We start from the raw sequence: 22,312 nt of genomic DNA on the forward strand, positions 1-22,312 counted from the left end.
CTTAAAGAATGAAAAATATTAAAGTGCTATATTATCCGTACTAAGTATTTCATAATTATACATTTTAGTCTTAGAAAACGGATTATTATAAATTATATCCTTAGCTTCATCAAGATCCTTTGCCTTAAATATCATAGTGCCACCATTTTTGTTATATACTCCCGCGCAAAAAAGGTATCTCTTGGCATCCATATTATTTAAACAATTAATTTTGTCCTTGCTCACCTCATTTTTAAATTCTAAGTCCATTTTATAATTTATTTTTACAAATATACCACCGTTTTTTTTCATTTCCTTCGTGCCCCCTATTTTTATTTTCATATATTCTGAAACAACTCTGCTGTTATAGCGCAAAACTAATTAAAGATATTTTATTAAAGTTACATGGTTAATTTACTAATTTAAATATATTCTCATATAAATAAAATTATTACTTTGTTTATATTTTTAATTATATCGAACATACGTTCTTTGGTCAATAGTTTTTATAATTATTTTTTATTGACATTTTTTAAACAACATAGTATATTGAAACTATACCAAGTAAGTATACTTTTAATAATGGAGATTAAATATGAAAATAACACAAGAAGTTGATTATGCTTTGAGAGTGGTGCTTTATTTATCCAAAATAGGCTATGGAGAAAAGGTAGATGCAAAAACCATATCTGACCTTGAGAATATTCCACATAGATTTTTGCTGAAGCTTTTACGAAAATTAAATGCAGCAAATATAGTGAGATCTTTTAGAGGAGTACATGGTGGATATGCTTTAAATAAGTTGCCAGAAGAAATAACTATTTACGATGTAGTCCTGGCCATTGATGGACCTATTTATGTAAATAGGTGTTTAAGCGATCCAGCTAGCTGTAATATATCCAGAACAGGAGTTTGTGAGATTCATAGGGCATTATCCATGGTTCAGAATAATATTATACACGACTTAAAAAGCATAAGTTTTAAAGATCTTCTAAATAAGAGCAGTAAAATATCAATGGGGACTTAGTCCCCATATTAATGCAATAAAATTATACCTTTTTAGTATACTTTATATTCTTTCATTTTAAGGAGGCAAAAAAATGTCAAACTGTAATACTTGTAATTTATGCAATTCCGCTGATAAAAATCTAACTAGCTTTATTTCTACCCTTAATGTAGAGACCTCTCATCATAGAGTAGAAAGTCAAAAGATAAAATGTGGTTTTGGACTTCAAGGGGTCTGTTGTAGGCTATGTTCTAATGGGCCCTGCAGAATAACTCCAAAATCTCCTAGAGGTATATGCGGAGCTAATGCGGATACCATTGTAGCAAGAAATTTTTTAAGAGCAGTGGCCGCTGGTTCTGGTTGCTATATACACGTAGTTGAAAATACAGCTTTAAACCTAAAAAAGGTTGGAGAAAATAACGGGGAAATAAAAGGTGAAGAAACCTTAAATAGATTAGCTCAGTTATTTGATGTTAATGAAGCTGACTTACATAAAAAAGCCATAGCTGTATCAGAAAAAGTATTATCTGATCTATATAAACCTAGATGCGATAAGATGGAATTAGTAGAGAAAATGACTTATAGTCCTAGATTTAAAAAGTGGAAGGAACTAGATATACTACCTGGTGGTGCAAAATCCGAGGTCTTTGATGGAGTCGTAAAAACCTCAACCAACTTAAATAGCGATCCTGTAGATATGCTATTAAATTCATTAACCCTAGGAATTTCTACTGGTTTATATGGCCTTACCCTAACAAATTTACTAAATGATGTTATGTTAGGCGAACCAGAGATTACAGCGGCAAAGGTTGGCTTAAGGGTAATAGATAAGGATTATATAAATATCATGATCACAGGTCATCAGCACTCCATGATTTTAGATTTACAAAAGGAATTAACTAATCCAGAAATCGTTGAAAAGGCAAAAACCGTGGGTGCAAAAGGCTTTAAGCTTGTAGGATGTACTTGCGTTGGACAAGATTTACAGCTTAGAGGTGTTCATTATGAGGAAGTGTTCTCAGGACACGCTGGAAATAACTTTACTAGCGAAGCTGTATTAGCTACTGGTGGCGTGGATCTAGTAGTATCAGAATTTAACTGTACTTTACCAGGAATAGAGCCTATTGCAGAGGAGTTCATGGTAAAAATGATATGCATAGACGATGTAGCTAAAAAGGCTAATGCAGACTTTTTATCCTATTCCTATGAGGAAAGAAGAAATATAACTAATAGAGTAGTAGATGAAGCTTTAAATAGCTATGTAAATAGAAGAGACAAAGTAGAAATTCATGTGCCCGAAGATCATGGCAATGAAGATACCATAACAGGAGTAAGTGAAGTTTCTCTAAAGAAATTCTTAGGCAACTCCTGGAAACCACTAGTTGATTTAATTACTCAAGGAAAAATAAAGGGTATTGCTGGGGTAGTTGGTTGTTCAAATCTTACTGCCATGGGACATGATGTATTTACTGTAGAACTAACTAAGGAACTAATTAAAAGAGATATAATTGTTCTATCTGCAGGTTGTTCTAGTGGAGGACTTGAAAATGTAGGCCTTATGTCACCAAGTGCTGCTAAACTAGCAGGAGATAATCTAAAAGAAGTTTGCGAAAGTCTTGGAATACCTCCAGTACTAAATTTCGGACCCTGTCTTGCTATAGGAAGATTAGAGATTGTAGCTACAGAAATTGCTGAATTCTTAGGTATTGATATTCCTCAGTTGCCACTTATACTCTCAGCTCCTCAATGGCTTGAAGAACAAGCCTTAGCTGATGGTGCTTTTGGTCTTGCCTTAGGTTTGCCATTACACTTAGCAATACCACCGTTCATAACTGGAAGTGAAGTGGTTACAAAGGTGCTAACAGAGGATTTAGTAAATATAACTGGCGGTCAATTAGTGTTAGAAGATGATGTAGTTAAAGCTGCAGATAGATTGGAAAAAATAATCATAGAAAAAAGAAAAGCTTTAAACCTATAATAAATAAAAACTTCTCTTATTTGTAAACAATAATGCATTTCACAAATAAGAGAAGTTTAATTGTATGCTATTATTATTTTATATACTCCTTTAAACTTCCAATATATTCCTTCCTTTTCTTTATAATCTTATTAAGCACTTCATAAGCTATAGAATTAATATCGCTCTCTTTCTTTATAAGCCTTCCTTGAATATCTATTAGCAAAGCTAAGGTATCTTTTTCATAGTTTAAAGTAAATTCCTTCAGCTCTTTAATATTTTTCACCTTTCCATTGTAATGTTTACCATTAAATTCATTTATTAAAAAGGATATTTTATCATACACTACAAAATCTATTTCCTCTAATTCCTTATCTTGTAGCTTATGTTCTAATTCTTTATAATACAAAATGCTCTTTTCACACTCTTTAATAAAAGCATTTCTTACTAATACCATTGTATTTAAATCCTCTTCCATCAAAATTCGTTTATATATATTTAGTTTGTTGTTAACTATATCAATAGCCTTATCAATTAAATCTAAGGCATTATATGCCATAAAAGTCCATCTCCTCACAGTAAGTATTATTATCTTTGTATATAATATTTTACTACAAATTCTGTTTTTCTACATCCTACGACAAATAGTTTCCTAATATTAAAGTCTATATATTTTATTCAATGCTATTTTAATTATTCCTAGTTTAAAAATCTTAATAATATAAAAATAAGCAAAGTTTTTAGGCTATATTTAACCTAAAAACTTTGCTTATTTCTGCTCAACGATTTCTTTTATGGTTACTAAAGGATTTCTATATCTTCTTCTTTTTATAGTAGCCCCACCTATTTGTATGGCTTTTTCTGGGCAAGCGTGAACGCAAGCCATGCAATCTTGGCAATTATGGTTCCACTGAGGCTTGCCATTAATCATCTTTACATTTCCTACTGGACAAATTTTTTCGCATAGGGTGCAAGAGACACACTTTGAATCTGAATAAAATTTTTCATCTGCATTATGCACCTTTTCCTTCCAGGACCTATGCCAGGTTCTTGAAACTACTTTATTTAGTATGGAGGTATTAACTTCCACTTCTTCTCTAAGGCTTATTTTTTTTGCCACATCCATCATAGTTTTTTCTGCTTCACAAATAATATTTCTATTCTTATAATCGCTTCTTATATTATACATTCTTACATAATTAGATGGCATTGTTATATAATGATTAAAATTTAGTGCTAATCCTTTACTTTGTAAAATATTATGAATTTGCTCCATGGCACAACCTTTTGTAATTCCTCTTGTGGCAACTGCAAATATATATTTAGCTTTTATATTTAAGCTTTTGATAAATCTTTCCACAATTTCCGGCAATCCAGCGCAATATAGTGGAAATACAAAACCAACTGCCTCAGCTTCTACGGTTAACTCATTATTATTAATAGCCTTTATCATGGGCATATATTCACTACATGCTATATTCTTGCAAAGTCTCTTTGCCACGTATAATGAATTTCCTGTGGCAGTAAAATAATATATAATAGTTCTCATAATTATCCCTCTCAAAATAACTTGTTACGCTTCCATTCCTAATTATACACATATTTTTAAAACAATTACAAACAATTTATTTATAATTAACGTATTGTATAAATGACTAAGCTTAAAATCATATAAATTAATAGGAGTGTTACTTATGTCAAAAAAGATATTAACTATAATAATTGCACTAATTTTAGTAGTACTTACTATATATCTATTTAATATAAAGAGGCCTTGGAGTTCCTTAACTAAGATACAACAACCATCAAAAACTGCTAATGAAAATAACAATAAAATTAATTCAGGAACTATATTGAAAGATATAACCTATAAAACTGTAAACAATGAAGAAATTAAGCTCGATATATACGCTCCTACAAAATATAAATATAAAAAATCTCCAGTAATAATTTATATACATGGTGGAGGATGGTCTTATGGGGATAAAGCCCTTGATAATAATGTATCACCTATAATAGATAAAATTAGAGAGGAGGGCCTTTTTATAATAAGCATTAACTATAGACTTACATCTAAGTCTATAAAATTTCCATCCCCTGTAGAAGATTGTAAGGATGCTATAAGATGGGTGTATAAACATGCAGAGAATTATAACTTTGACAAAAACAACATAGGACTTTGGGGAGTTTCAGCTGGTGCTCATCTCGCTCTATTATGTGCCTATACTTCCAATAAAGACTTTATAGGTGATGAAGCTTTAAGTACTTGCGATACTAAAGTTAAGTATGTTATCGATTTTTTTGGACCTACTTCCCTTAGTTTACAAACTACGAAAGATGGTAGAGCCATGGTAGAAAGCTTAATTAATACAAACTCAAGAGAAGTGGAAGACCTATTAAAGAAAGCAAGTCCTTTAACTTATATAACCCCTAGCGCTCCTCCCACTTTAATTGTTCATGGAGAAAAAGACACTTTAGTGCCTATTCTACAATCAAAATTACTTTATGATAAAGGTCGAGAGTTAGGGGTAAAGATAGATTTCCTTAGTATACCCAAAGCTGAACATAATTTAGCCAACGCCCAATACATTGATCTATTTAAAATTTTAAATAGTACTCTAAATTTTATAAAAGATAATACCTAGTAAATTTAAAAATAAAAATACCCTTTAATACTCTGATGCAGCTCAAGCAACTATGATTAAAGGGTATATTTACATATATTAAAATTTGTTTTAACAATTAAGCTCTTCATAATTACCGCTAAACTCCACTCCTGCACAGTAACTACTATCTTTAAAAATTATTTTTTGGCTTTTTATCTCTTTTAGCATCACATAGCATTTTCCTACGATGGTTTCACTGGCTATAGGAATCATCCTATCCTCCCTTGGGGCAAATAAATCCATGTAGCTATATTTATCTGTGGCGGTTTTAAATTGTAATATATACTTACCATTACTTACCTCGATATTAATATCTTTATTCTTGCTATCTATGTTGATCTTACTTCTATTTATAGTGGAAAACTTATAGAAAACATTCTTATAGCAAAAACCTATTAGAAAGCCAGTAAAGCTCTTTAAAGGTTTTGGCATTGGTATATGGCCAATAGAACAGCTTAAAGCGCCTTCTTCTCTTTGAAAGGAATTGCATTGAACCCATAGATATGAATAAGGAAAATCTCTACCCCAGTTCTTTTCTACATAAGCTTTTCCCTCAGTAAAATCAATCCTCTCTCCGTTTATGTTAATTTCACCTTGGACTCTCATATCTATAGCACATACTTGACTATAGCATTGCATAAAAGACAGATAATTATAAAATCCCATACTACCTGGATTTACGATGGAGTCACGCCATTTTACTACATTATTAAATCTTAAGCATCCTTGTATAGTTAAACTCTGTGTTTTAATTGAAATACTAATTCCTTCTAAAGAAAATTTACTGTTTTCTATTGTTACCTTAAACTTATTTTTTTCTGCATAAAAATCTTTTTCACTGTATCTTATGTACTCAAATTTAGCCTTATTTCCCTCAAGAAATTGTATGAAGCTGTGGGAATTAGTGCTGTCCTTGCATTTTATTATTCCTGGTATAAACCCATAGGACCTTTTATTATCTTTAGTGGTTAATTTAAAATACCAGCCCTCAAAAAAATTATTCCTATTTTTATATCCATGATAAATATCTGGATCTAAAATTCTTTTGAACATAAATAACTCTCCTGTAATCCTATATATTTAATAATATCAATATACTAATAATTATTAACTTAAAAGCTGATATTTATGTCCTTAATTAGAGAAGCCTATTGTAGTTTATATAAATAAAAAGTGCTGCACTATTGTACAACACTTTTTTATTATCTAACCTACCTTTTCAAATTTCTTAACATCAAGTATATAAGGCAAACTTAAAAGATATTCAATTACCTTTTCTAGTTCTTCCTGTGAACTAGTTTTAACTCTTAAGGCTAAAGCATCTCCCTCATTTAAAATATTAAAAGATAATTTTGATTTACTTAAGAATCTCAAAACCTCATCTTTCCTGTGAGAGACTAGCCTTAATATCCCTTCCCAAGCCTCCTCGTGATTATTTTGCAAGCTTATTTTGTTGTTAAATAATGTAGCGATATTATAGACTCGGTTTTCCACAGTATCCATCAAATCTCCAAACACAGCTGATGCAGTAGGCAGCATACCAGCGCCTTTTCCTACAAGAACCATCTCTCCTACTGCATCACCTTCAACTATAACTGAATTAGTCTCATTATCTATAGAATATAATTTTGAGGAATTACTAACAAAAACTGGCGCTACTATAGCATATACCCTATCCTCTTTCTTCTTACTGTAGGCCAAAAGCTTTATTCTGCAATTTAATTTTCTAGCTAATTCAAAGTCGTACCTATCTAATTTAGTAATTCCTTGAATTTCAATATTCCTCCAATCTACTCTGTTTTTGAAGGCTATGGTAGATAATAGTGCAAGCTTTCGGGCTGAATCATACCCTTTTACATCCGCCTCTGGATTTGCCTCTGCAAACCCTAACCTTTGTGCTTCTTTTAGTGCTTCATCATAGCTCAATCCCTTAAGATCCATCTGAGTAAGAATAAAATTAGTAGTCCCGTTTAAAATTGCTCTTATATTATTTATCTCATTGCCTTTTAGGGATTCTATCAGGGCTTTTATCACCGGAATTGCTCCAGCCACAGCTGCCTCAAATTTAATACTCACACCAGTATTCTCTGCTAGGTTAAAAAGCTCCTTTCCATACTCAGCTATGAGATCCTTATTTGCTGTAATAACATGCTTTTTGTGATTTAGAGCTTTCCTTATATATTCATAAGCAGGCTCTATTCCACCCATAAGCTCAATTACGATATCACTTTCTTTTATATATTCATCTTTAAGCTCCTCTACCACTAAATCATAAAATTTTTTCTTCTCATGCTTACATCTATTTTTCACTAATATATGTGCTATTTCTATTTCCGTTCCATTATATCTATTATTCTTATCAATAAGCTCCACTAATCCAGTTCCCACTGTTCCATATCCTAAAACACAGACCTTCACCATAGATTTACTCCTCCTTATCTTTAAACACATAATATTTTAGCCAATTCTCATACATTGTTTTAGCATCATCTTTCCAATTGTACTTTACCTCTCCCAGTGGGTTATCCTCTAAAAAATAGTTCTTAGGAATGTCTATTTTTAACCCTTTTTCTATATCTCTAAAGTATTCTTCTTTCAAGGTATCTTTTGCGTATTCTCCATGACCTAATATAAAAAAATAATCCTTTTTGTCCTTTATTATATAAGGACCTGCTTCCTCAGAAAAACTTATCAAATCTAAATATCCGCACCTACCTATACTGCCTAAGTCTATATTTGTACACCTTGAATGAGGTGCCCAAAACCCCTCTTCTAAGCCCTTTAGCAGTAAACATTTCCTATAGCTAATATGGTGTTTATATAACCCAAATATTTTATTGCTCTCTAAGTTTTTGTCTATATAATAGTAATGATACAGCGCTGCCTGAGCTCCCCAGCAGATAAAAATTGCAGTCTTTATATTTTGCTTCATATAATCAAACATAACCTTTAGTTCTTTCCAATATATTACTTCCTCAAAAGCTAATTTCTCCACCGGTGCACCAGTAATTATAATTCCATCTATAGATATATTTCTAAGTTGTTCTAGGCCATAGTAATTTTCTTCTAAATATTTTTTGGAAGTGTTTTGAGAATTATAAGTATCCAACTTTAAAAAGTATATTTCTATATTTCTTCCTTCATATTGAAGCATCTCAACCAATTGTTTTTCTGTATCCTGCTTATTAGGCATAAGATTTAAAATGGCTATTTTGTAAACTGCTTCTTCCCTGCTTTGATAATTTGCACTAGGCTTTTTTATAACTACTCCCATACTCTCCCTCCAAGCTAGCCAGTATTAAATACACTGAAAAGCCTCATTGAAATCATAAATAATATCTTCTATATCCTCTATTCCTATGGATACTCTTATGAGCTCTGGAGTTGCTCCAGACTTTAATTTCTCTTCCTCTGAAAGCTGTCTATGGGTAGTGCTATAGGGATGAATAACATAAGTCCTCACATCTCCTAAGGTTACTACCAAGCTAGCTAGCTTTAAGCCTTTTATGAATTTTTCAGCAATTTTAAAATCGCCTTTTATCCCAAAGGTTAATATACCTGAAGCACCATTTTTTAGATATTTATTAGCGCTTTCATAATGCTTATTATCATTAAGCAATGGGTAATTAACCCAGCTTACTTTACTTTGCTCCTTTAACCATCTAGCCAAAGCTAATGCATTATCACTATGCCTCTGCATTCTTAAATGCAATGTTTCTAATCCTAAATTAGTTAAAAATGCATTAAAAGGGCTCATAGTACAGCCTAAATCTCTTAGAAGAGTTACTCTTAGCTTAGTTATATATGCTGCTTCCTTGAAGGTATTCCAATACTTAAGCCCATGATAACTTTCATCTGGCTCTACGAGACCTTGAAACTTACCATTGTCCCAATTGAAGTTTCCTAAATCTATAATAATACCTCCAATAGAGGTAGCATGACCATCAGAGTATTTTGTGGTAGAGTGCACAACTATATTTGCGCCATGCTCCTTAGGCTTGCATATATATGGGGTAGCCAAGGTGTTATCTATTATAAAAGGTATACCTGCCTCCTCTGCTATAGCGGCAAACTTTTCAAAATCCAGTATATTTAAACTAGGATTTCCTATGGTTTCTCCATAAATAGCTTTTGTATTTTCTCTTATTAGCTTTAATATCTCCTCTTTTTCTTCATCTGGATCTATAAAAGTAACTTCTATACCAAGCTTTTTTAAGGTTACATTAAATAGGTTAAAAGTTCCTCCGTATATGTTTATAGAGGAAACTATATGGTCTCCTGCGTTACATAAATTTAATATAGAAAGCAAAATAGCTGATTGCCCTGAAGATACTGCTACTGCTCCAACTCCCTCTTCTAAAGCTGCATATTTATTTTCCAAAGCTTCTGTGGTAGGATTGCTTATTCTAGTATACAAATGCCCAGCTTCAGATAAGTTAAAAAGATTTGCTAAATGCTCTGGATCCTCAAATTTATAAGATACAGTTTGAGCTATGGGCAAAATTCTCGGCTCCCCCGCCTTTGGTTTATATCCCTCCTGAATGCACTTAGTCCCTAATTTCCAATTTTTACTCATATAAAAAAGCCCCCTTTTTATTAATAGTTGGCCTTTTATCAAATAGCAGCATTTACATTAGTCATAATATCTTAGGCATCGTAAAAAAATAACTAGTCAAAGATGCGAAGTATATTTTGCGTAAGACAAGGACACAGGCTCCATTAATAGTGGGGCTATTAGTTGGTTCTACGGACGCAGTATTACGCAAAATAGACGAGTAGACTGACTAGTTATTTTTTGGAGATGCCTTATCTAAGATAGAAATAAAAAAGCTATTTTCTATCTTAGAAAGATAAAAAATAGCTTCATAGCGCATAATCAAACATGTTCCCAAAGCACCTCTTATCTCTCAGGATAACTCCTGCAGGATTTAGCACAATTCTAGCATATAGCTAGCTGTTGCCAGGCTTCATCGGGCCAGTCCCTCCGCCATTCTTGATAAAAGACCGTATATTTAATTTTAAATCTATTATAAATATATATTCAAAATTTTTCAAGAGATTTATTTTAAACATTTAAGGTTGTTTTGCGACAAATTTCACACATTTAATGTATAGTCATTTTTTATAACTCCATATATTATCTTATAGATACTGGCTAGCTATTTATGAAAGGTACCTTTCCTGTACTCTCTCTTATAACTAGGTTTGTATCTATAATAATCTTTTTTCTTGTCTTAGATGGATTTTCTATAATATCTATGAGCTCCATAGCTGCAGTCCTGCCTGTTTCCTTCATATTCTGATCTACGGAAGTTAGAGAAGGATGCGTTATGCTAGATAATAATGTATTATCAAAGCCCAAAATAGAAATATCTTCTGGTACTTTAAAACCAAACTTTGCACAGGCACTCATAGCTCCTACTGCCATTAAATCGTTACAAGCAAAAATTGCTGTAGGTTTTTCCTTAGCTGATAAAATCTCTTCAAGCTTAGCTTGCACATAGCCAATTACGTCTATACTATTTCCCCCTCCTGCTTGAATAATATTTATGTACTCTAAGGCATTTTCCTCTAAAATCTCTTTATATATTTTTTCTTTTATATCGTAGGATAGACTCCTATCCCCTCTCAAAAAAGCTATTTTTTTATGACCTAAATCTATTAGATGCTTAAAGGCTTCCTTTGCCCCTGCTGCTTCATCATAGCAAACAAAGTTACATTTTATTCCTTGCGGAGAACCATTTACTATTATGGTTGGTATGTGCATTGCTATATCTTCATAATAGTTGCTTTTTAAATTCTCTGAAGCAGGGTCTATAATAATTATTCCATCCACCTGCCTAGACAGCATCTGCTCTATTAGTTCCTTTTCTGTTTTATAGTCCCCCCTAGTATTGCATAAGGTTATGCTATATCCCTTACTTTTAATACAATCCCCTATCTCTTCTACTATGGTTGGAAAGAATAAATTAGTTATACCAGGCACAATAACTGCTATAATACCACTTTTTTTAGTTATGAGACTCCTAGCCATAATATTGGGCTTATAGTTAAGCTTTTCTATAGCTTTTTCTATTTTCTCTCTAGTTTCTTTTTTTACTGGATAATTATTGTTTAGCACTCTTGAAACTGTAGTTATAGATACCCCAGCCTCTTTAGCTACTTCATTTATAGTAACTGCCATAATTTCACCCTCAACTATTTTAAAAAATTCTTCTAAAACTATTATAAAGGAATTATGTCTAAAATAATACTTATAAAAATAAACAATGGAAGAACCCATTGTTTATTTTAAAGTATTTATAGTATTTATTAATATTGCCAGACACATAATCGTATATACACCATTACCTACTATTGCAAAAATTTCTATGCCATCCATATATAGTGGAAAGATAAATAAAAATATCGAAATAATAAAAAGAATATATGCGCCCCATTTTTTCCAAGAGTATACGCCTATTATAGCAATAATATTTATAATTGCGGTTAGAGAATATACTATTCCCTCAATATTAGTAAAGATCCCTACCTTATCTAACTTTATAGATAGATAGTTGAAAATGAAAGAAAACATGCCGAGAATATTTATGGCTAACAAAAGTGCTAAAATAAAGGATAGTAAACAGCCTCTTTCACCATAATCCTTTTCCAAGAAATCCTCCCCTTTTATACATATGCTTACTTCTATTATCTATTTTAACTCTTAACCACATCTTATTACAACCTTAAAACTATCTTAAATCATAGAGGATAGATCCCTTATAAGCCCCTTCCATACCCCCTATAAGTAATAAAAAGAAAAAATAACTAACTCTAAAATAAGAACAACAATTTCAGCCTCTAGGCTAATGTTTTTCTCTATTTTTAATTAATGTCTAAAAAATTTTATAATAATATAAAAATTTGTATAGGTAATATTAATTCCTATATGTACAAATGGTATGATTTTATTAAACACTGTTTAATTATTAAACTACGTTTAACAAAGGAGTCAAAAATGGGTATAAAAGAACGTAAAGAAAGAGAAAAGAATGAACAGCGAGAACTTATTCTAAACGCAGCAAGCGAAATAATAAAAAAAGAAGGTATAGAAAACCTCTCTATCAGGAAGATTGCTGCTACCATAGAATATTCACCAGCCATTATATATCACTATTTTCATAATAAAGAAGAAATAATAAATATCCTAATGAAAAATGGCTACGAGAAAATATTAGTTGTACTATCTTCAGAGAAAGATAATATACATAAACCAGAAGAAAAATTAGAGAATTTGCTAAGAAAATATATAGATATGGCTTTACAAATGCCTGAGGAATATAAAACAGTGCTGCTAAATCATTCTCCTCAAGTACTTGAGCATACCTCAATACTTTTTCAAGGTGTTTCTTCTGAAAGAGAATCTTTAAGAATATTATGCAAATGTTTAAAAGATATTTATGTAAATGAAAATATGGACGCTAGTATGCTTGAATTAACTGCACAAATAATATGGACAGCAACCTTTGGACTCATCCTTAGGCTTATAATTGAAAAAAACATTGGCGTAGAACAGAGGGAAAGACTTATTGATCAACATATAAATCTTATAGTACATAGAATCTTAATAAAAATTCCCCCAAACATTTTATTTAGTCTGGGGGAACATAAAATCTACTGAAACTGGTGCCTCAAATTTTAGTATTATTAATTAAACATCTCTATAACCTCTAAATTCTCATGACTCATATGGCACTTTTCTATATGAATCATGGCCCTTAAGGTGTCCATAGAAGTAATTACAGGTATTGATTTTTCTATGGCTGTTCTTCTTATATTAAAGCCATCTCTAGTAGAATCATTTCCTTTAGTAGGAGTGTTTATTACCATATCTAAATCATTTTGTCCTATAAAATCTATTATATCTGGCTTGCCATCTTTTATTTTATTTACTTCCGTAACTTTTATATTATTAGTTCTTAGAAGCTCTGCGGTGCCTTTGGTGGCAACAAATTCATAGCCTAAGTCATAAAGTTCCTTAGCTAAATTAAGGAATTCTTCTTTATCATTATTGTTCACTGTGGCCAATATTTTTTTGCTCTTATTCTTTAAGAAGGTTCCTGAAGCTATAAAGCCTTTGTATAAGGCTTCCTCTAGGGTATAGCCTACGCCTAATACCTCTCCTGTGGACTTCATTTCTGGCCCTAAGCTCACCTCTACCCTTGATAACTTGTGGGTAGAGAACACAGGGACTTTAACAGAAATCATTTCTGGCTCCTTATATATACCTAATCCATAGCCTAGATCCTTTAATTTATATCCCATCATAGCCTTAGTGGCTAAATCTATTATAGGCACACCGCTTACCTTGCTTATATAGGGCACAGTTCTACTAGCTCTAGGATTGACTTCTATAACATATAGCTCACTTTTATATTCTATAAACTGAATGTTAATCATTCCTACCACCTTCAATTCTTTAGCTAGCCTTGTGGTATAATCTAATATGCTTTCTCTTATGATATCACTTATATTTTTGCTTGGATATATAGTAGTGCTATCTCCTGAGTGTATACCTGCTCTGTCTAAATGCTCCATAATTCCAGGAATGAGCACCTCTTCACCGTCGCATATAGCGTCCACTTCTATTTCTGTTCCCAATAAATATCTGTCTATAAGCACAGGGTTTTTCTTATCTCTTACAAAGGCATTGGATAGATACTCTTCTAGCTCTTCCTCATTATAAGTTATTTCCATGCCCTGTCCCCCTAATACATAGGAAGGTCTTACCAAAACAGGATAACCTAATTTTTCTGCTTCACTTAAGCCTTCTTCTAGGCTCCATACAGCTTTCCCTTTTGGTCTCTTTATGTTTAATCTTTCAAGTATTTCCTCAAATTTTTCTCTATCTTCAGCCTCATCTATATGTTCTACTTTAGTACCTAATACATTGATATTCTTTTCTTTTAGGAACTTAGTAAGCTTTATAGCTGTTTGTCCTCCAAATTGCACTATTACTCCTAAAGGCTTTTCTTTTTCTATAATGTTTAGTACATCCTCGTCTGTTAAAGGTTCGAAATAAAGCTTGTCTGATATATCAAAGTCCGTACTAACAGTTTCAGGATTATTATTTATTATTATAGTCTCTATGCCCATAGCTCTAAGAGCCTTAACGCAGTGCACAGAAGCATAGTCAAATTCTATACCTTGTCCAATTCTGATAGGGCCTGAGCCTATTACTATAACTTTTTTATTGTCACTAACCTCTACTTCATCCTCCATGCCATAGGTGGAGTAGTAGTAGGGTGACACCGCTTCAAATTCTCCTCCACAGGTATCTACCATGTTATAAGCCACTTTTATGCCCCATATGCTTCTGAGTCTATATACTTCCTCTGGCGATACTCTAAGAAAATCTGCTAGGGCTTTATCTGAAAATCCCTTTACTTTTAATGCAGTGAGCCATTCTTTATTTAAATCATCTATGTTGCTCTTTTTTAGCGTTTCTTCCTGCTCTACAATATATCTTATCTTTTCTATGAAGAATTTATCTACACCAGTTATTTCTGAAACCTTTTCTACAGAATAGTTTCTTCTTATGATTTCTGCTAAGGCAAATATTCTCTCGTCATCAGGGGTTACTACCTTTTGTTTTAACTCCTTTAAGGAACATTCTTTAATAGTTTTATGTTCTAGGGAATACTGACCTATTTCCAAGGATCTTATGCCTTTTAGGAAAGCTGCCTCAAAATTACTTCCTATGGCCATAATTTCTCCAGTAGCCATCATTTTTGTTCCTAAAGTTCTATTTGCCTTTTTAAATTTATCAAAAGGCCATTTAGGTATCTTAACTACTACGTAGTCTAAGGTAGGCTCAAAGCAGGCAAAGGTTTTTCCTGTAACTGCATTTTTTATTTCATCTAAGGTATATCCAAGAGCAATTTTAGCAGCAACTTTAGCAATAGGGTATCCTGTAGCCTTTGAAGCCAAGGCTGAGGATCTGCTAACCCTTGGATTTATCTCTATAACCCCATAGTTAAAGCTCTTAGGATCTAAAGCAAACTGAACATTGCAGCCTCCTTCAATTCCTATAGCATTTATGATGTCTATGGATGCCTTTCTAAGCATTTGATATTCTTTATCTGATAGGGTTTGGCTAGGTGCAACTACAATACTATCCCCAGTGTGTACTCCTACAGGGTCAATATTTTCCATATTGCATATGGTGATACAGTTTCCCTTGGAGTCTCTCATCACTTCATATTCAACTTCTTTCCAGCCCTTCACACTCTTCTCTAATAGTACTTGTCCTACAGGACTTAATTTTAACCCTTTAGTTATAATATCTATAAGCTCTTCTTCTCTATCCGCTATACCCCCACCTGTACCCCCTAAGGTATAAGCAGGTCTTATTATAAGGGGGTAGCCTATTTTATTAGCGAAGTTTAAGGCTTCCTCAAGCTCATTCACTATGCAGCTTTGAATTACAGGTTGATTTATATCCTCCATAACCTGTTTAAACAGCTCTCTGTCTTCACCTTTTTTTATAGCCTCAATAGAGGTTCCAATAACCTTAACTCCGTATTTCTCTAATATACCCCTGTCATTTAACTCTACAGCCAGATTAAGAGCAGTTTGTCCTCCCATTCCCGCCAATATACTATCAGGTTTTTCCTTTATAATTACTTTCTCTAAAAATTCTAAGGTTAAAGGTTCGATATATACCTTATGAGCTACCTCTTTATCTGTCATTATGGTAGCAGGATTGCTGTTAACTAGCACAACCTCTACTCCTTCTTCTTTTAGAGCCTCACAAGCCTGAGTACCAGAATAATCAAACTCAGCTGCTTGTCCTATAATTATAGGCCCTGATCCTATTACCAATACTTTTTCAATATCTTTATTTAAAGGCATTTAAATTCCCCCTACTCAATTAATCTATAAGCTTAAGAAATTCATCAAAAATATAGTCATTATCCACCGGTCCTGGACTAGCTTCTGGATGAAATTGAACACTGAATACTGGCAGAGATTTATGTCTCATGCCTTCTACGGTTCCATCATTAACGTTGATGTGAGTTACATTTGCGTCCTCTGGCACATCCTTCACATAATATCCATGATTCTGAGAAGTTATAAATACCTTATCCTTCTCTAAATCTTTTACAGGATGATTACCTCCTCTATGTCCGAACTTTAGCCTTTCTGTTTTTCCTCCTAAAGCTAGGCATAATAATTGATGTCCTAAGCATATTCCGCTAAGGGGTATTAATCCTATTAACTTCTTTATATTTTCTATAACCATAGGTAAATCCATAGGATCTCCAGGCCCATTAGATAGGAAAACCATATCTGGTTTTTGAGCTAATATTTCCTCTGAGCTAGTATTATATGGATAAATCTTTATATTGCAATTTCTTCTTTTAAAGGAATTTATAATATTTCTCTTTACTCCAAAATCTAAAATTGCTATATTTTTTCCCGCTCCTTCTATAACATAGGGCTGCTCAGTGCTTACAGTTTTAACAGCTTCCTTATTAGTAAAAGCTTCTATGCTTCCTTGCACATCTTTATACTCTAAGTTTTTTGTAGTTATTATTCCTCTCATGGTTCCATGATTTCTTAAAATTTTTGTTAGAGCTCTAGTATCAATACCTTCTATGCCCATGATGCCATTATTCTTTAGATAGGCCTCTAGGCTTATTTCACTTCTCCAGTTGCTTGGGGTAGAACACTTTTCTCTAATTATGAAGGCTTTAACCTTTGGCCCTTCTGACTCTAAATCCTCTAGGTTTAGTCCATAGTTTCCAATAAGAGGATAAGTCATAGTGACAATTTGTCCATAATAGGAGGGATCCGTCAGCACCTCTTGATATCCAGTCATACCTGTGTTAAAAACTACCTCTCCTACGGCTTCTTTAACATCTCCAAAAGCATTTCCATGGAACGTCTTTCCATTCTCTAATATAAGCGTTGCTAACATACTTTTCCCTCCAATCCATAAAAAAGGATACTAAAGAGATAGCTTTTAAAACCAATCTCCCTAATATCCTTGAAAAACTTATTTAAGTATTTTTTAACATCACAAAAAAACTGCAACATGATAATTACCCCTTTCTGGCCTCACAGGACCAATTTAAAGCGTAAACTTTAATAATATATTTTTACCTTTTCCTAAATTCTAATTTAATTTTAATTTTATGTCAATGGTAATTTAGACATCTTTCCCTATTTATTTCTGCTCAGCTCTTCTTCTTTTAACTTCAGTGACGCTTATTCCACCGTTACCTATATTGTCAGTATCATATTCATCCACATAAACTACTATAGCTTGCTTAGGAATTTTTACTACCTCTGAAACTGAATCCGTTACCTTTTCAATAAGTTCATTTTTTTGTTCTACAGTAAGTTTTCCACATTTAACATTAATGTATGGCATAATCTATCATCCTTTCAATTTATACTTTCCACATATATTGTATATGGTTATTGTAAAAAGTTAAATACTATTTTAGGCATTGTAAGAAAATAACTCTTCCAATTGCTCTTTACTCATCTCATTTATTAATGATTCTTCTCCTGCATTATCATCTATTACATTTTTTATTATCTCTTTTTTCTTCTGTTGAAGCTCATATATTTTTTCTTCTATGGTTCCTTTTGCTATAAGCTTAATGACTTCCACAGTGTTCTTTTGACCTATTCTATGTGCCCTGTCAGAGGCTTGATCCTCTGCTGCTGGGTTCCACCAAGGGTCAAAGTGTATAACGGTATCTGCTCCAGTGAGGTTAAGTCCTGTGCCTCCAGCTTTAAGAGATATTAAAAACACCTGACCTCTGCCTTCATTAAATTCCTTAACCATGATACCCCTATCTTCGTACTTAGTGGAACCATCAAGATACATAAATTCTATGTTGCCCTTCTCAAACCTTTTTTGTATATTCTTAAGCACTGATGTAAACTGAGAAAACAGCAATATTCTGTGCCCTGAATTTATACTTTCCTCTAACACATCATCAAGAGCTTGAAGTTTACCACTATCTCCGTTAAAATTTTCTATAAACACTGAAGGATCACAGCATATCTGTCTAAGCCTTGTAAGGGCTGCAAGAATTTTAATTTTACTTTTGCTTAGGCCTTTTTCAGCTATTTCTTCATCTATCTCTTTCTTTAAATTTTGAACAAAGGCTACATAAAGCTTCTTTTGCTCCTCACTCATTTCTACTACGAGCTTGTGTTCAATCTTAGGAGGAAGCTCCTTTATAACCTCCTTCTTTAATCTTCTTAGAATAAAAGGTTTTATATGTCTATTAAGCTCTTCCATAGCTTCCTTATCTTTATTTTTAGCTATAGGACTTTCATATTTTTGAGAGAATTTATTACTGCTTAAAAGGTAGCCTGGCATAATAAAATCAAAGATAGACCAAAGCTCCATAAGAGAATTTTCTATAGGAGTTCCCGTAAGTGCAAAATAGCCCCTTGCATTAATTTCCTTAACAGATTTTGCATTTATAGAATTAGCGTTCTTTATTTGCTGAGCCTCATCTAAGATGCAGTAGCTAAATTTTATATCTTTGTACTCCTCTATATCCCTTCTTATAAGGGGATAAGAAGTAATAACCACATCACAAGCTTCAACTTCTTTAAAAAGTTCTTCCCTTTCCTTCTTACTTCCCGACAATACTAAGGACTTAAGAGAAGGTGCAAACTTACTTATTTCACTTTCCCAGTTATATACAAGAGATGTAGGGGCCACCACCAAAGAAGGCCTCTTTTCCTTTTCATTACTTTCTATCTCTGCTTGTATAAAGGCTATGGTTTGAAGGGTTTTACCAAGTCCCATCTCATCCGCAAGAATTCCTCCAAAGCCATACATTGACAGGATTTTAAACCATTTAAATCCTGTTTTTTGGTATCCTCTCATGATGGCTTTTAGACTTTCTGGTACTTCAAAATCCATCTCTTGTACTTCTTTTATATTATTAATCATTTCTCTAAACTTCTTATTTCTCTCAACATAATTATTTAAAGTGCTATTTTTAATCTTTTGATCCATGTAAAGAGCGTTATATTTTGAAAGAAGTATTTTATCCTTTTCTAAATCTCCCTCTTTTATATCAAGATATTCAATCATGGTGCCCACATCATTTATTTCCTTAGATTGTAAATCTATAAAACCGCCTTCTTTAAGCTTGTAATACTTTTTCTTTTGTTTTAAGGCTGACAAAATATCCTTTAATTCATTTTTATTTATGCCCTCTATACTAAAGCTAAACTCAAGAAAATCTTCTTCATTTAGTCTTATATTGGATTTTATATTAGAAGATTTGTATACCTTAAAACTTTTAAAGGCTTCGCTATAGAATATATCTGCTTTTTCTTGAAGCTTATCAATGCCATTAGTTAAAAAGTCAATTATATTTTCTTCATCACTTAATAGAACCCTATCTGCTCTTTTCTCAAACCTATGGGCTAAGAGAATATTTAAAACTTCCAGCTCTCCCTTAGCGTCTCTTATCAATATATTTTTATTTTCCCTATCCTTATTATCCTTAAAAGCATTAATAGAAACTTCTCCATAATGGTACTTAATTTCTGCTGCTATAGCCTCATCTGCTTTGTCAAAATAAACTTCAGTTCTTAACTTTTCCTCATAAAATTTTTCTTTAAGTCTTTTATCTATTTTTATATTGCTAGCAATGGCCTTTAGGTTTGGGATAATGTAAGAGGCTAACTCCTCCCCTTCCTGCTCCTCAAACTTTATAACTCTATCTTTACTTTTAATAAGCTCATTATAAAAAGGGGCATATATATTCTTTTGCGCTTCGCTAGGAAGGTATATCTTATCTTTATACAAATAAGAGTTGCCGTGGCTATCTAAGGTAAGTCCCGCTTCACCATCCATCATCAATTTTATATTATTATTTGAGTCTGTATCTAATTTAAACTCTAGAGGTAAATTTTCTTTAACAACCTCTATTTGATTATATTGTTCCCCTTGAATATTTGCTTCTATAGTTCTTCCTGCAACCAAATGAAAAAATTTATTTAATTGCAAATCTGTAAGATAAACCTTTTTGCCACTAAACAGCGCTGCACTATATCCAAAATAATAATCTCTACCGTTTCCTCTGAATCTCTTGTCTAGTTCCCAAAGTTCAATTAAAAATTTTATAAGTTCGCTATCTTCCTGCGAAAAACTATGTACAGAGGGATCATAGGTGAAGTTTTTCCCAAATTCTAAAGGTTGTGAATGCACAATACTCTCAATAAAATTTGATAGGCCCTTAACTACATATAATTTATTCTCACCTACCCTAAAATCTACAGAAGATACCCTCTCCCTGCCATAGACCTGATTTTCATAATTTATCTTTAAGTCTAAAGTTTTTTTAGCGCTTTTTACCCCTGATTGCTTATTAATATCATTTAAAGTAATGTTCTTAAGCTGGTTTATGAGTTCGTTTTTAGGTTTTATATTTTGAACTTTCTTATACTTACTCTCTTCTTCAATATACTTTAGAAGAGCAGCTACTATATGTTTACAAAAATATTTCCCTCCGTAATAGCTTCTAAAAGCCTCACAATCACAGTCACAATCTAGAAAGCCTTCTTTATTAAAGCTCACTTCTACATCGTAAATCCAAGTATCACTAGCAGACTCTACTTTAGCATAAATATTAATATAACCATGGTTATCGTCCACATCCATGGATAAAACATAATCACTCTCGTAATAATTCTTGCCTCTTTTATAACTTAGCTCATTGGTATATTTTTTTATATTATTTTCATCTAATTGAAACATAAACATCTGCTCCTAAACCATGAATTTCTTGGTTATGGGGAAACAATAGGTCAACTTACCTTATACATATTCCTAAATGGTATCTTCCAGCCATTATGGTGCATGTATAAGGTAATAGTTGAAGTTGTTTCCCTATACTTTATTATTATAAATTAATATTAATGATTATTGCCATTAAGTTTAAGAAATATTTCTCAAATATAGTTTAGGTTATACAATTATTTACTATTTATTTTAAATCAATAAATTAGAAATCCTAGTTCACTAAAACGAACCAGGATTTCAATTTACAAGCTTTTAAATACTCTCTACTTTTTTATTCTTACATCTCTTACAAACCTTTATTTTATCTCCACTTCCTAATATCATTTCATAGAGAAGCTTAATTCTCCCAGCTTTACAAACCGGACAAGTACCTCTTCCTCTAGACGGAAGTTTCCATAGCGCTTTACCCCTATATTGTTTACTCATAATAGATCCCCCTTTATCATCAATATAAGGCATCTCCCCAAAAACAACTAGTCAGTCTACTCATCTATTTTGCGTAATACTGCGTCCACTATTGATGGAACCTGTGTCCTTGTCTTACGCAAAATATACTTCGCATCTTTGACTATTTATTTTTTACAATGCCTAAGTTTGTTTTTCTATATAATATATTTAAACAAAGAGGAATTTATTACTAGTATTTTAAAGGTTAGCTGCTAACTATCTTCCCGCAATTTATATGTATGGCCTTTTCCTGAATATTAGTGCATAAAAATAACAATTGCCTTAGTTCCCTTAAAATCATTGTACATATAAAGATATCTATAATAATTAGCAAAACATCTCAAAAAAATATTGCAAATGTTTTCAGGACAGTGTACAATTTATATTGTTAAAATTTTTATAATGCAAGTAAATATTTCTAT

At 32.4% G+C, this 22,312-nt stretch carries 18 protein-coding genes and 1 riboswitch; of the genes, 4 read left to right on the forward strand and 14 right to left on the reverse strand.

Features of this window, described 5'->3' with window-relative positions:
• Positions 1-18: 18 nt before the first annotated feature.
• Positions 19-291 carry a YciI family protein gene (locus BN2665_RS03660; protein ID WP_055665758.1) on the reverse strand — a complete coding sequence of 91 codons (273 nt, stop codon included), beginning with the start codon at positions 289-291 and terminating at the stop codon, positions 19-21.
• A 283-nt stretch (positions 292-574) separates the two neighbouring features.
• Between BN2665_RS03660 and BN2665_RS03665 the strand changes: the two genes are divergently transcribed.
• Together BN2665_RS03665 and cooS are read left to right on the forward strand one after the other, a co-directional pair.
• Positions 575-1,006: an RrF2 family transcriptional regulator gene (locus BN2665_RS03665; protein WP_055665759.1), complete on the forward strand. Its 432-nt coding sequence runs from the start codon at positions 575-577 to the stop codon at positions 1,004-1,006.
• Between the two features lie 73 nt (positions 1,007-1,079).
• A complete protein-coding gene (cooS, locus tag BN2665_RS03670; protein ID WP_055665760.1) occupies positions 1,080-2,963 on the forward strand; it encodes an anaerobic carbon-monoxide dehydrogenase catalytic subunit in 1,884 nt (627 codons plus the stop codon).
• A 73-nt stretch (positions 2,964-3,036) separates the two neighbouring features.
• Here the strand turns inward: cooS and BN2665_RS03675 are convergent, their stop codons facing one another.
• Both BN2665_RS03675 and BN2665_RS03680 read right to left on the reverse strand, forming a co-directional pair.
• The gene (locus tag BN2665_RS03675) at positions 3,037-3,501 is read right to left on the reverse strand and encodes a hypothetical protein (protein WP_055665761.1); all 465 of its coding nucleotides are present in this window, start codon (positions 3,499-3,501) and stop codon (positions 3,037-3,039) included.
• Positions 3,502-3,711: 210 nt separating this feature from the next.
• A complete protein-coding gene (locus tag BN2665_RS03680; RefSeq protein WP_055665762.1) occupies positions 3,712-4,491 on the reverse strand; it encodes an EFR1 family ferrodoxin in 780 nt (259 codons plus the stop codon).
• 145 nt (positions 4,492-4,636) lie between these two features.
• Here BN2665_RS03680 and BN2665_RS03685 point away from each other — a divergent pair, with 145 nt between their 5' ends.
• Positions 4,637-5,587 carry an alpha/beta hydrolase gene (locus tag BN2665_RS03685; protein WP_055665763.1) on the forward strand — a complete coding sequence of 317 codons (951 nt, stop codon included), beginning with the start codon at positions 4,637-4,639 and terminating at the stop codon, positions 5,585-5,587.
• Positions 5,588-5,677: 90 nt separating this feature from the next.
• Here BN2665_RS03685 and BN2665_RS03690 read toward each other — a convergent pair whose 3' ends face one another.
• The 6 genes from BN2665_RS03690 to BN2665_RS03715 all read right to left on the reverse strand — a co-directional run bounded on the left by BN2665_RS03690 (position 5,678) and on the right by BN2665_RS03715 (position 12,263).
• Positions 5,678-6,661, reverse strand: coding sequence for a tocopherol cyclase family protein (locus BN2665_RS03690; protein ID WP_055665764.1), 984 nt, complete (start codon positions 6,659-6,661; stop codon positions 5,678-5,680).
• Between the two features lie 153 nt (positions 6,662-6,814).
• Positions 6,815-8,029: a homoserine dehydrogenase gene (locus tag BN2665_RS03695; RefSeq protein WP_055665765.1), complete on the reverse strand. Its 1,215-nt coding sequence runs from the start codon at positions 8,027-8,029 to the stop codon at positions 6,815-6,817.
• 4 nt (positions 8,030-8,033) lie between these two features.
• Positions 8,034-8,882 (reverse strand): homoserine O-acetyltransferase/O-succinyltransferase family protein, encoded by an 849-nt coding sequence (locus BN2665_RS03700; protein WP_055665766.1) that lies wholly within the window; start codon positions 8,880-8,882, stop codon positions 8,034-8,036.
• 24 nt (positions 8,883-8,906) lie between these two features.
• On the reverse strand, positions 8,907-10,184 hold the full coding sequence (locus BN2665_RS03705; protein WP_055665767.1) for an O-acetylhomoserine aminocarboxypropyltransferase/cysteine synthase family protein: 1,278 nt from the start codon (positions 10,182-10,184) through the stop codon (positions 8,907-8,909).
• 321 nt (positions 10,185-10,505) lie between these two features.
• Positions 10,506-10,611, reverse strand: a riboswitch (SAM riboswitch).
• 152 nt (positions 10,612-10,763) lie between these two features.
• Entirely contained in the window at positions 10,764-11,792 is a 1,029-nt protein-coding gene (locus BN2665_RS03710) for a LacI family DNA-binding transcriptional regulator (RefSeq protein WP_074042209.1), read from the reverse strand.
• A 102-nt stretch (positions 11,793-11,894) separates the two neighbouring features.
• Positions 11,895-12,263, reverse strand: a complete 369-nt coding sequence (locus BN2665_RS03715; protein WP_055665768.1) for a hypothetical protein — start codon at positions 12,261-12,263, stop codon at positions 11,895-11,897.
• Between the two features lie 345 nt (positions 12,264-12,608).
• On the opposite strand from BN2665_RS03715, the gene BN2665_RS03720 reads away from it, so the two are divergent.
• Complete coding sequence (locus BN2665_RS03720) at positions 12,609-13,271, forward strand: TetR/AcrR family transcriptional regulator (protein WP_055665769.1); 663 nt, start codon at positions 12,609-12,611, stop codon at positions 13,269-13,271.
• A 26-nt stretch (positions 13,272-13,297) separates the two neighbouring features.
• Here BN2665_RS03720 and carB read toward each other — a convergent pair whose 3' ends face one another.
• The 5 genes from carB to BN2665_RS27270 form a co-directional block, all read right to left on the reverse strand.
• A complete protein-coding gene (gene carB, locus BN2665_RS03725) occupies positions 13,298-16,504 on the reverse strand; it encodes a carbamoyl-phosphate synthase large subunit (protein ID WP_055665770.1) in 3,207 nt (1,068 codons plus the stop codon).
• A 19-nt stretch (positions 16,505-16,523) separates the two neighbouring features.
• The gene (locus BN2665_RS03730; RefSeq protein WP_055665771.1) at positions 16,524-17,573 is read right to left on the reverse strand and encodes a carbamoyl phosphate synthase small subunit; all 1,050 of its coding nucleotides are present in this window, start codon (positions 17,571-17,573) and stop codon (positions 16,524-16,526) included.
• 249 nt (positions 17,574-17,822) lie between these two features.
• Positions 17,823-18,029: a 4-oxalocrotonate tautomerase DmpI gene (gene dmpI / locus BN2665_RS03735; protein ID WP_055665772.1), complete on the reverse strand. Its 207-nt coding sequence runs from the start codon at positions 18,027-18,029 to the stop codon at positions 17,823-17,825.
• A 72-nt stretch (positions 18,030-18,101) separates the two neighbouring features.
• Positions 18,102-21,398 carry a DEAD/DEAH box helicase gene (locus tag BN2665_RS03740; RefSeq protein WP_074042210.1) on the reverse strand — a complete coding sequence of 1,099 codons (3,297 nt, stop codon included), beginning with the start codon at positions 21,396-21,398 and terminating at the stop codon, positions 18,102-18,104.
• A gap of 297 nt (positions 21,399-21,695) precedes the next feature.
• Positions 21,696-21,869, reverse strand: coding sequence for a hypothetical protein (locus BN2665_RS27270; RefSeq protein WP_195892652.1), 174 nt, complete (start codon positions 21,867-21,869; stop codon positions 21,696-21,698).
• Positions 21,870-22,312 lie beyond the last annotated feature (443 nt).

It is taken from the genome of Desnuesiella massiliensis, assembly GCF_001403615.1.
In the GTDB taxonomy this organism is placed as follows: Bacteria; Bacillota; Clostridia; order Clostridiales; family Clostridiaceae; genus Desnuesiella; species Desnuesiella massiliensis.

What these genes read in the sequence shown, in the direction of transcription:
- carB (WP_055665770.1), bottom strand. Translation starts at nt 16,504, where the DNA reads ATGCCTTTAAATAAAGATATTGAAAAAGTATTGGTAATAGGATCAGGG.
- BN2665_RS03695 (WP_055665765.1), bottom strand. Translation starts at nt 8,029, where the DNA reads ATGGTGAAGGTCTGTGTTTTAGGATATGGAACAGTGGGAACTGGATTA.
- BN2665_RS03720 (WP_055665769.1), top strand. Translation starts at nt 12,609, where the DNA reads ATGGGTATAAAAGAACGTAAAGAAAGAGAAAAGAATGAACAGCGAGAA.
- cooS (WP_055665760.1), top strand. Translation starts at nt 1,080, where the DNA reads ATGTCAAACTGTAATACTTGTAATTTATGCAATTCCGCTGATAAAAAT.
- BN2665_RS03680 (WP_055665762.1), bottom strand. Translation starts at nt 4,491, where the DNA reads ATGAGAACTATTATATATTATTTTACTGCCACAGGAAATTCATTATAC.
- dmpI (WP_055665772.1), bottom strand. Translation starts at nt 18,029, where the DNA reads ATGCCATACATTAATGTTAAATGTGGAAAACTTACTGTAGAACAAAAA.
- BN2665_RS03710 (WP_074042209.1), bottom strand. Translation starts at nt 11,792, where the DNA reads ATGGCAGTTACTATAAATGAAGTAGCTAAAGAGGCTGGGGTATCTATA.
- BN2665_RS03700 (WP_055665766.1), bottom strand. Translation starts at nt 8,882, where the DNA reads ATGGGAGTAGTTATAAAAAAGCCTAGTGCAAATTATCAAAGCAGGGAA.
- BN2665_RS03740 (WP_074042210.1), bottom strand. Translation starts at nt 21,398, where the DNA reads ATGTTTCAATTAGATGAAAATAATATAAAAAAATATACCAATGAGCTA.
- BN2665_RS03660 (WP_055665758.1), bottom strand. Translation starts at nt 291, where the DNA reads ATGAAAAAAAACGGTGGTATATTTGTAAAAATAAATTATAAAATGGAC.
- BN2665_RS03705 (WP_055665767.1), bottom strand. Translation starts at nt 10,184, where the DNA reads ATGAGTAAAAATTGGAAATTAGGGACTAAGTGCATTCAGGAGGGATAT.
- BN2665_RS03675 (WP_055665761.1), bottom strand. Translation starts at nt 3,501, where the DNA reads ATGGCATATAATGCCTTAGATTTAATTGATAAGGCTATTGATATAGTT.
- BN2665_RS03690 (WP_055665764.1), bottom strand. Translation starts at nt 6,661, where the DNA reads ATGTTCAAAAGAATTTTAGATCCAGATATTTATCATGGATATAAAAAT.
- BN2665_RS03685 (WP_055665763.1), top strand. Translation starts at nt 4,637, where the DNA reads ATGTCAAAAAAGATATTAACTATAATAATTGCACTAATTTTAGTAGTA.
- BN2665_RS03665 (WP_055665759.1), top strand. Translation starts at nt 575, where the DNA reads ATGAAAATAACACAAGAAGTTGATTATGCTTTGAGAGTGGTGCTTTAT.
- BN2665_RS03730 (WP_055665771.1), bottom strand. Translation starts at nt 17,573, where the DNA reads ATGTTAGCAACGCTTATATTAGAGAATGGAAAGACGTTCCATGGAAAT.
- BN2665_RS27270 (WP_195892652.1), bottom strand. Translation starts at nt 21,869, where the DNA reads ATGAGTAAACAATATAGGGGTAAAGCGCTATGGAAACTTCCGTCTAGA.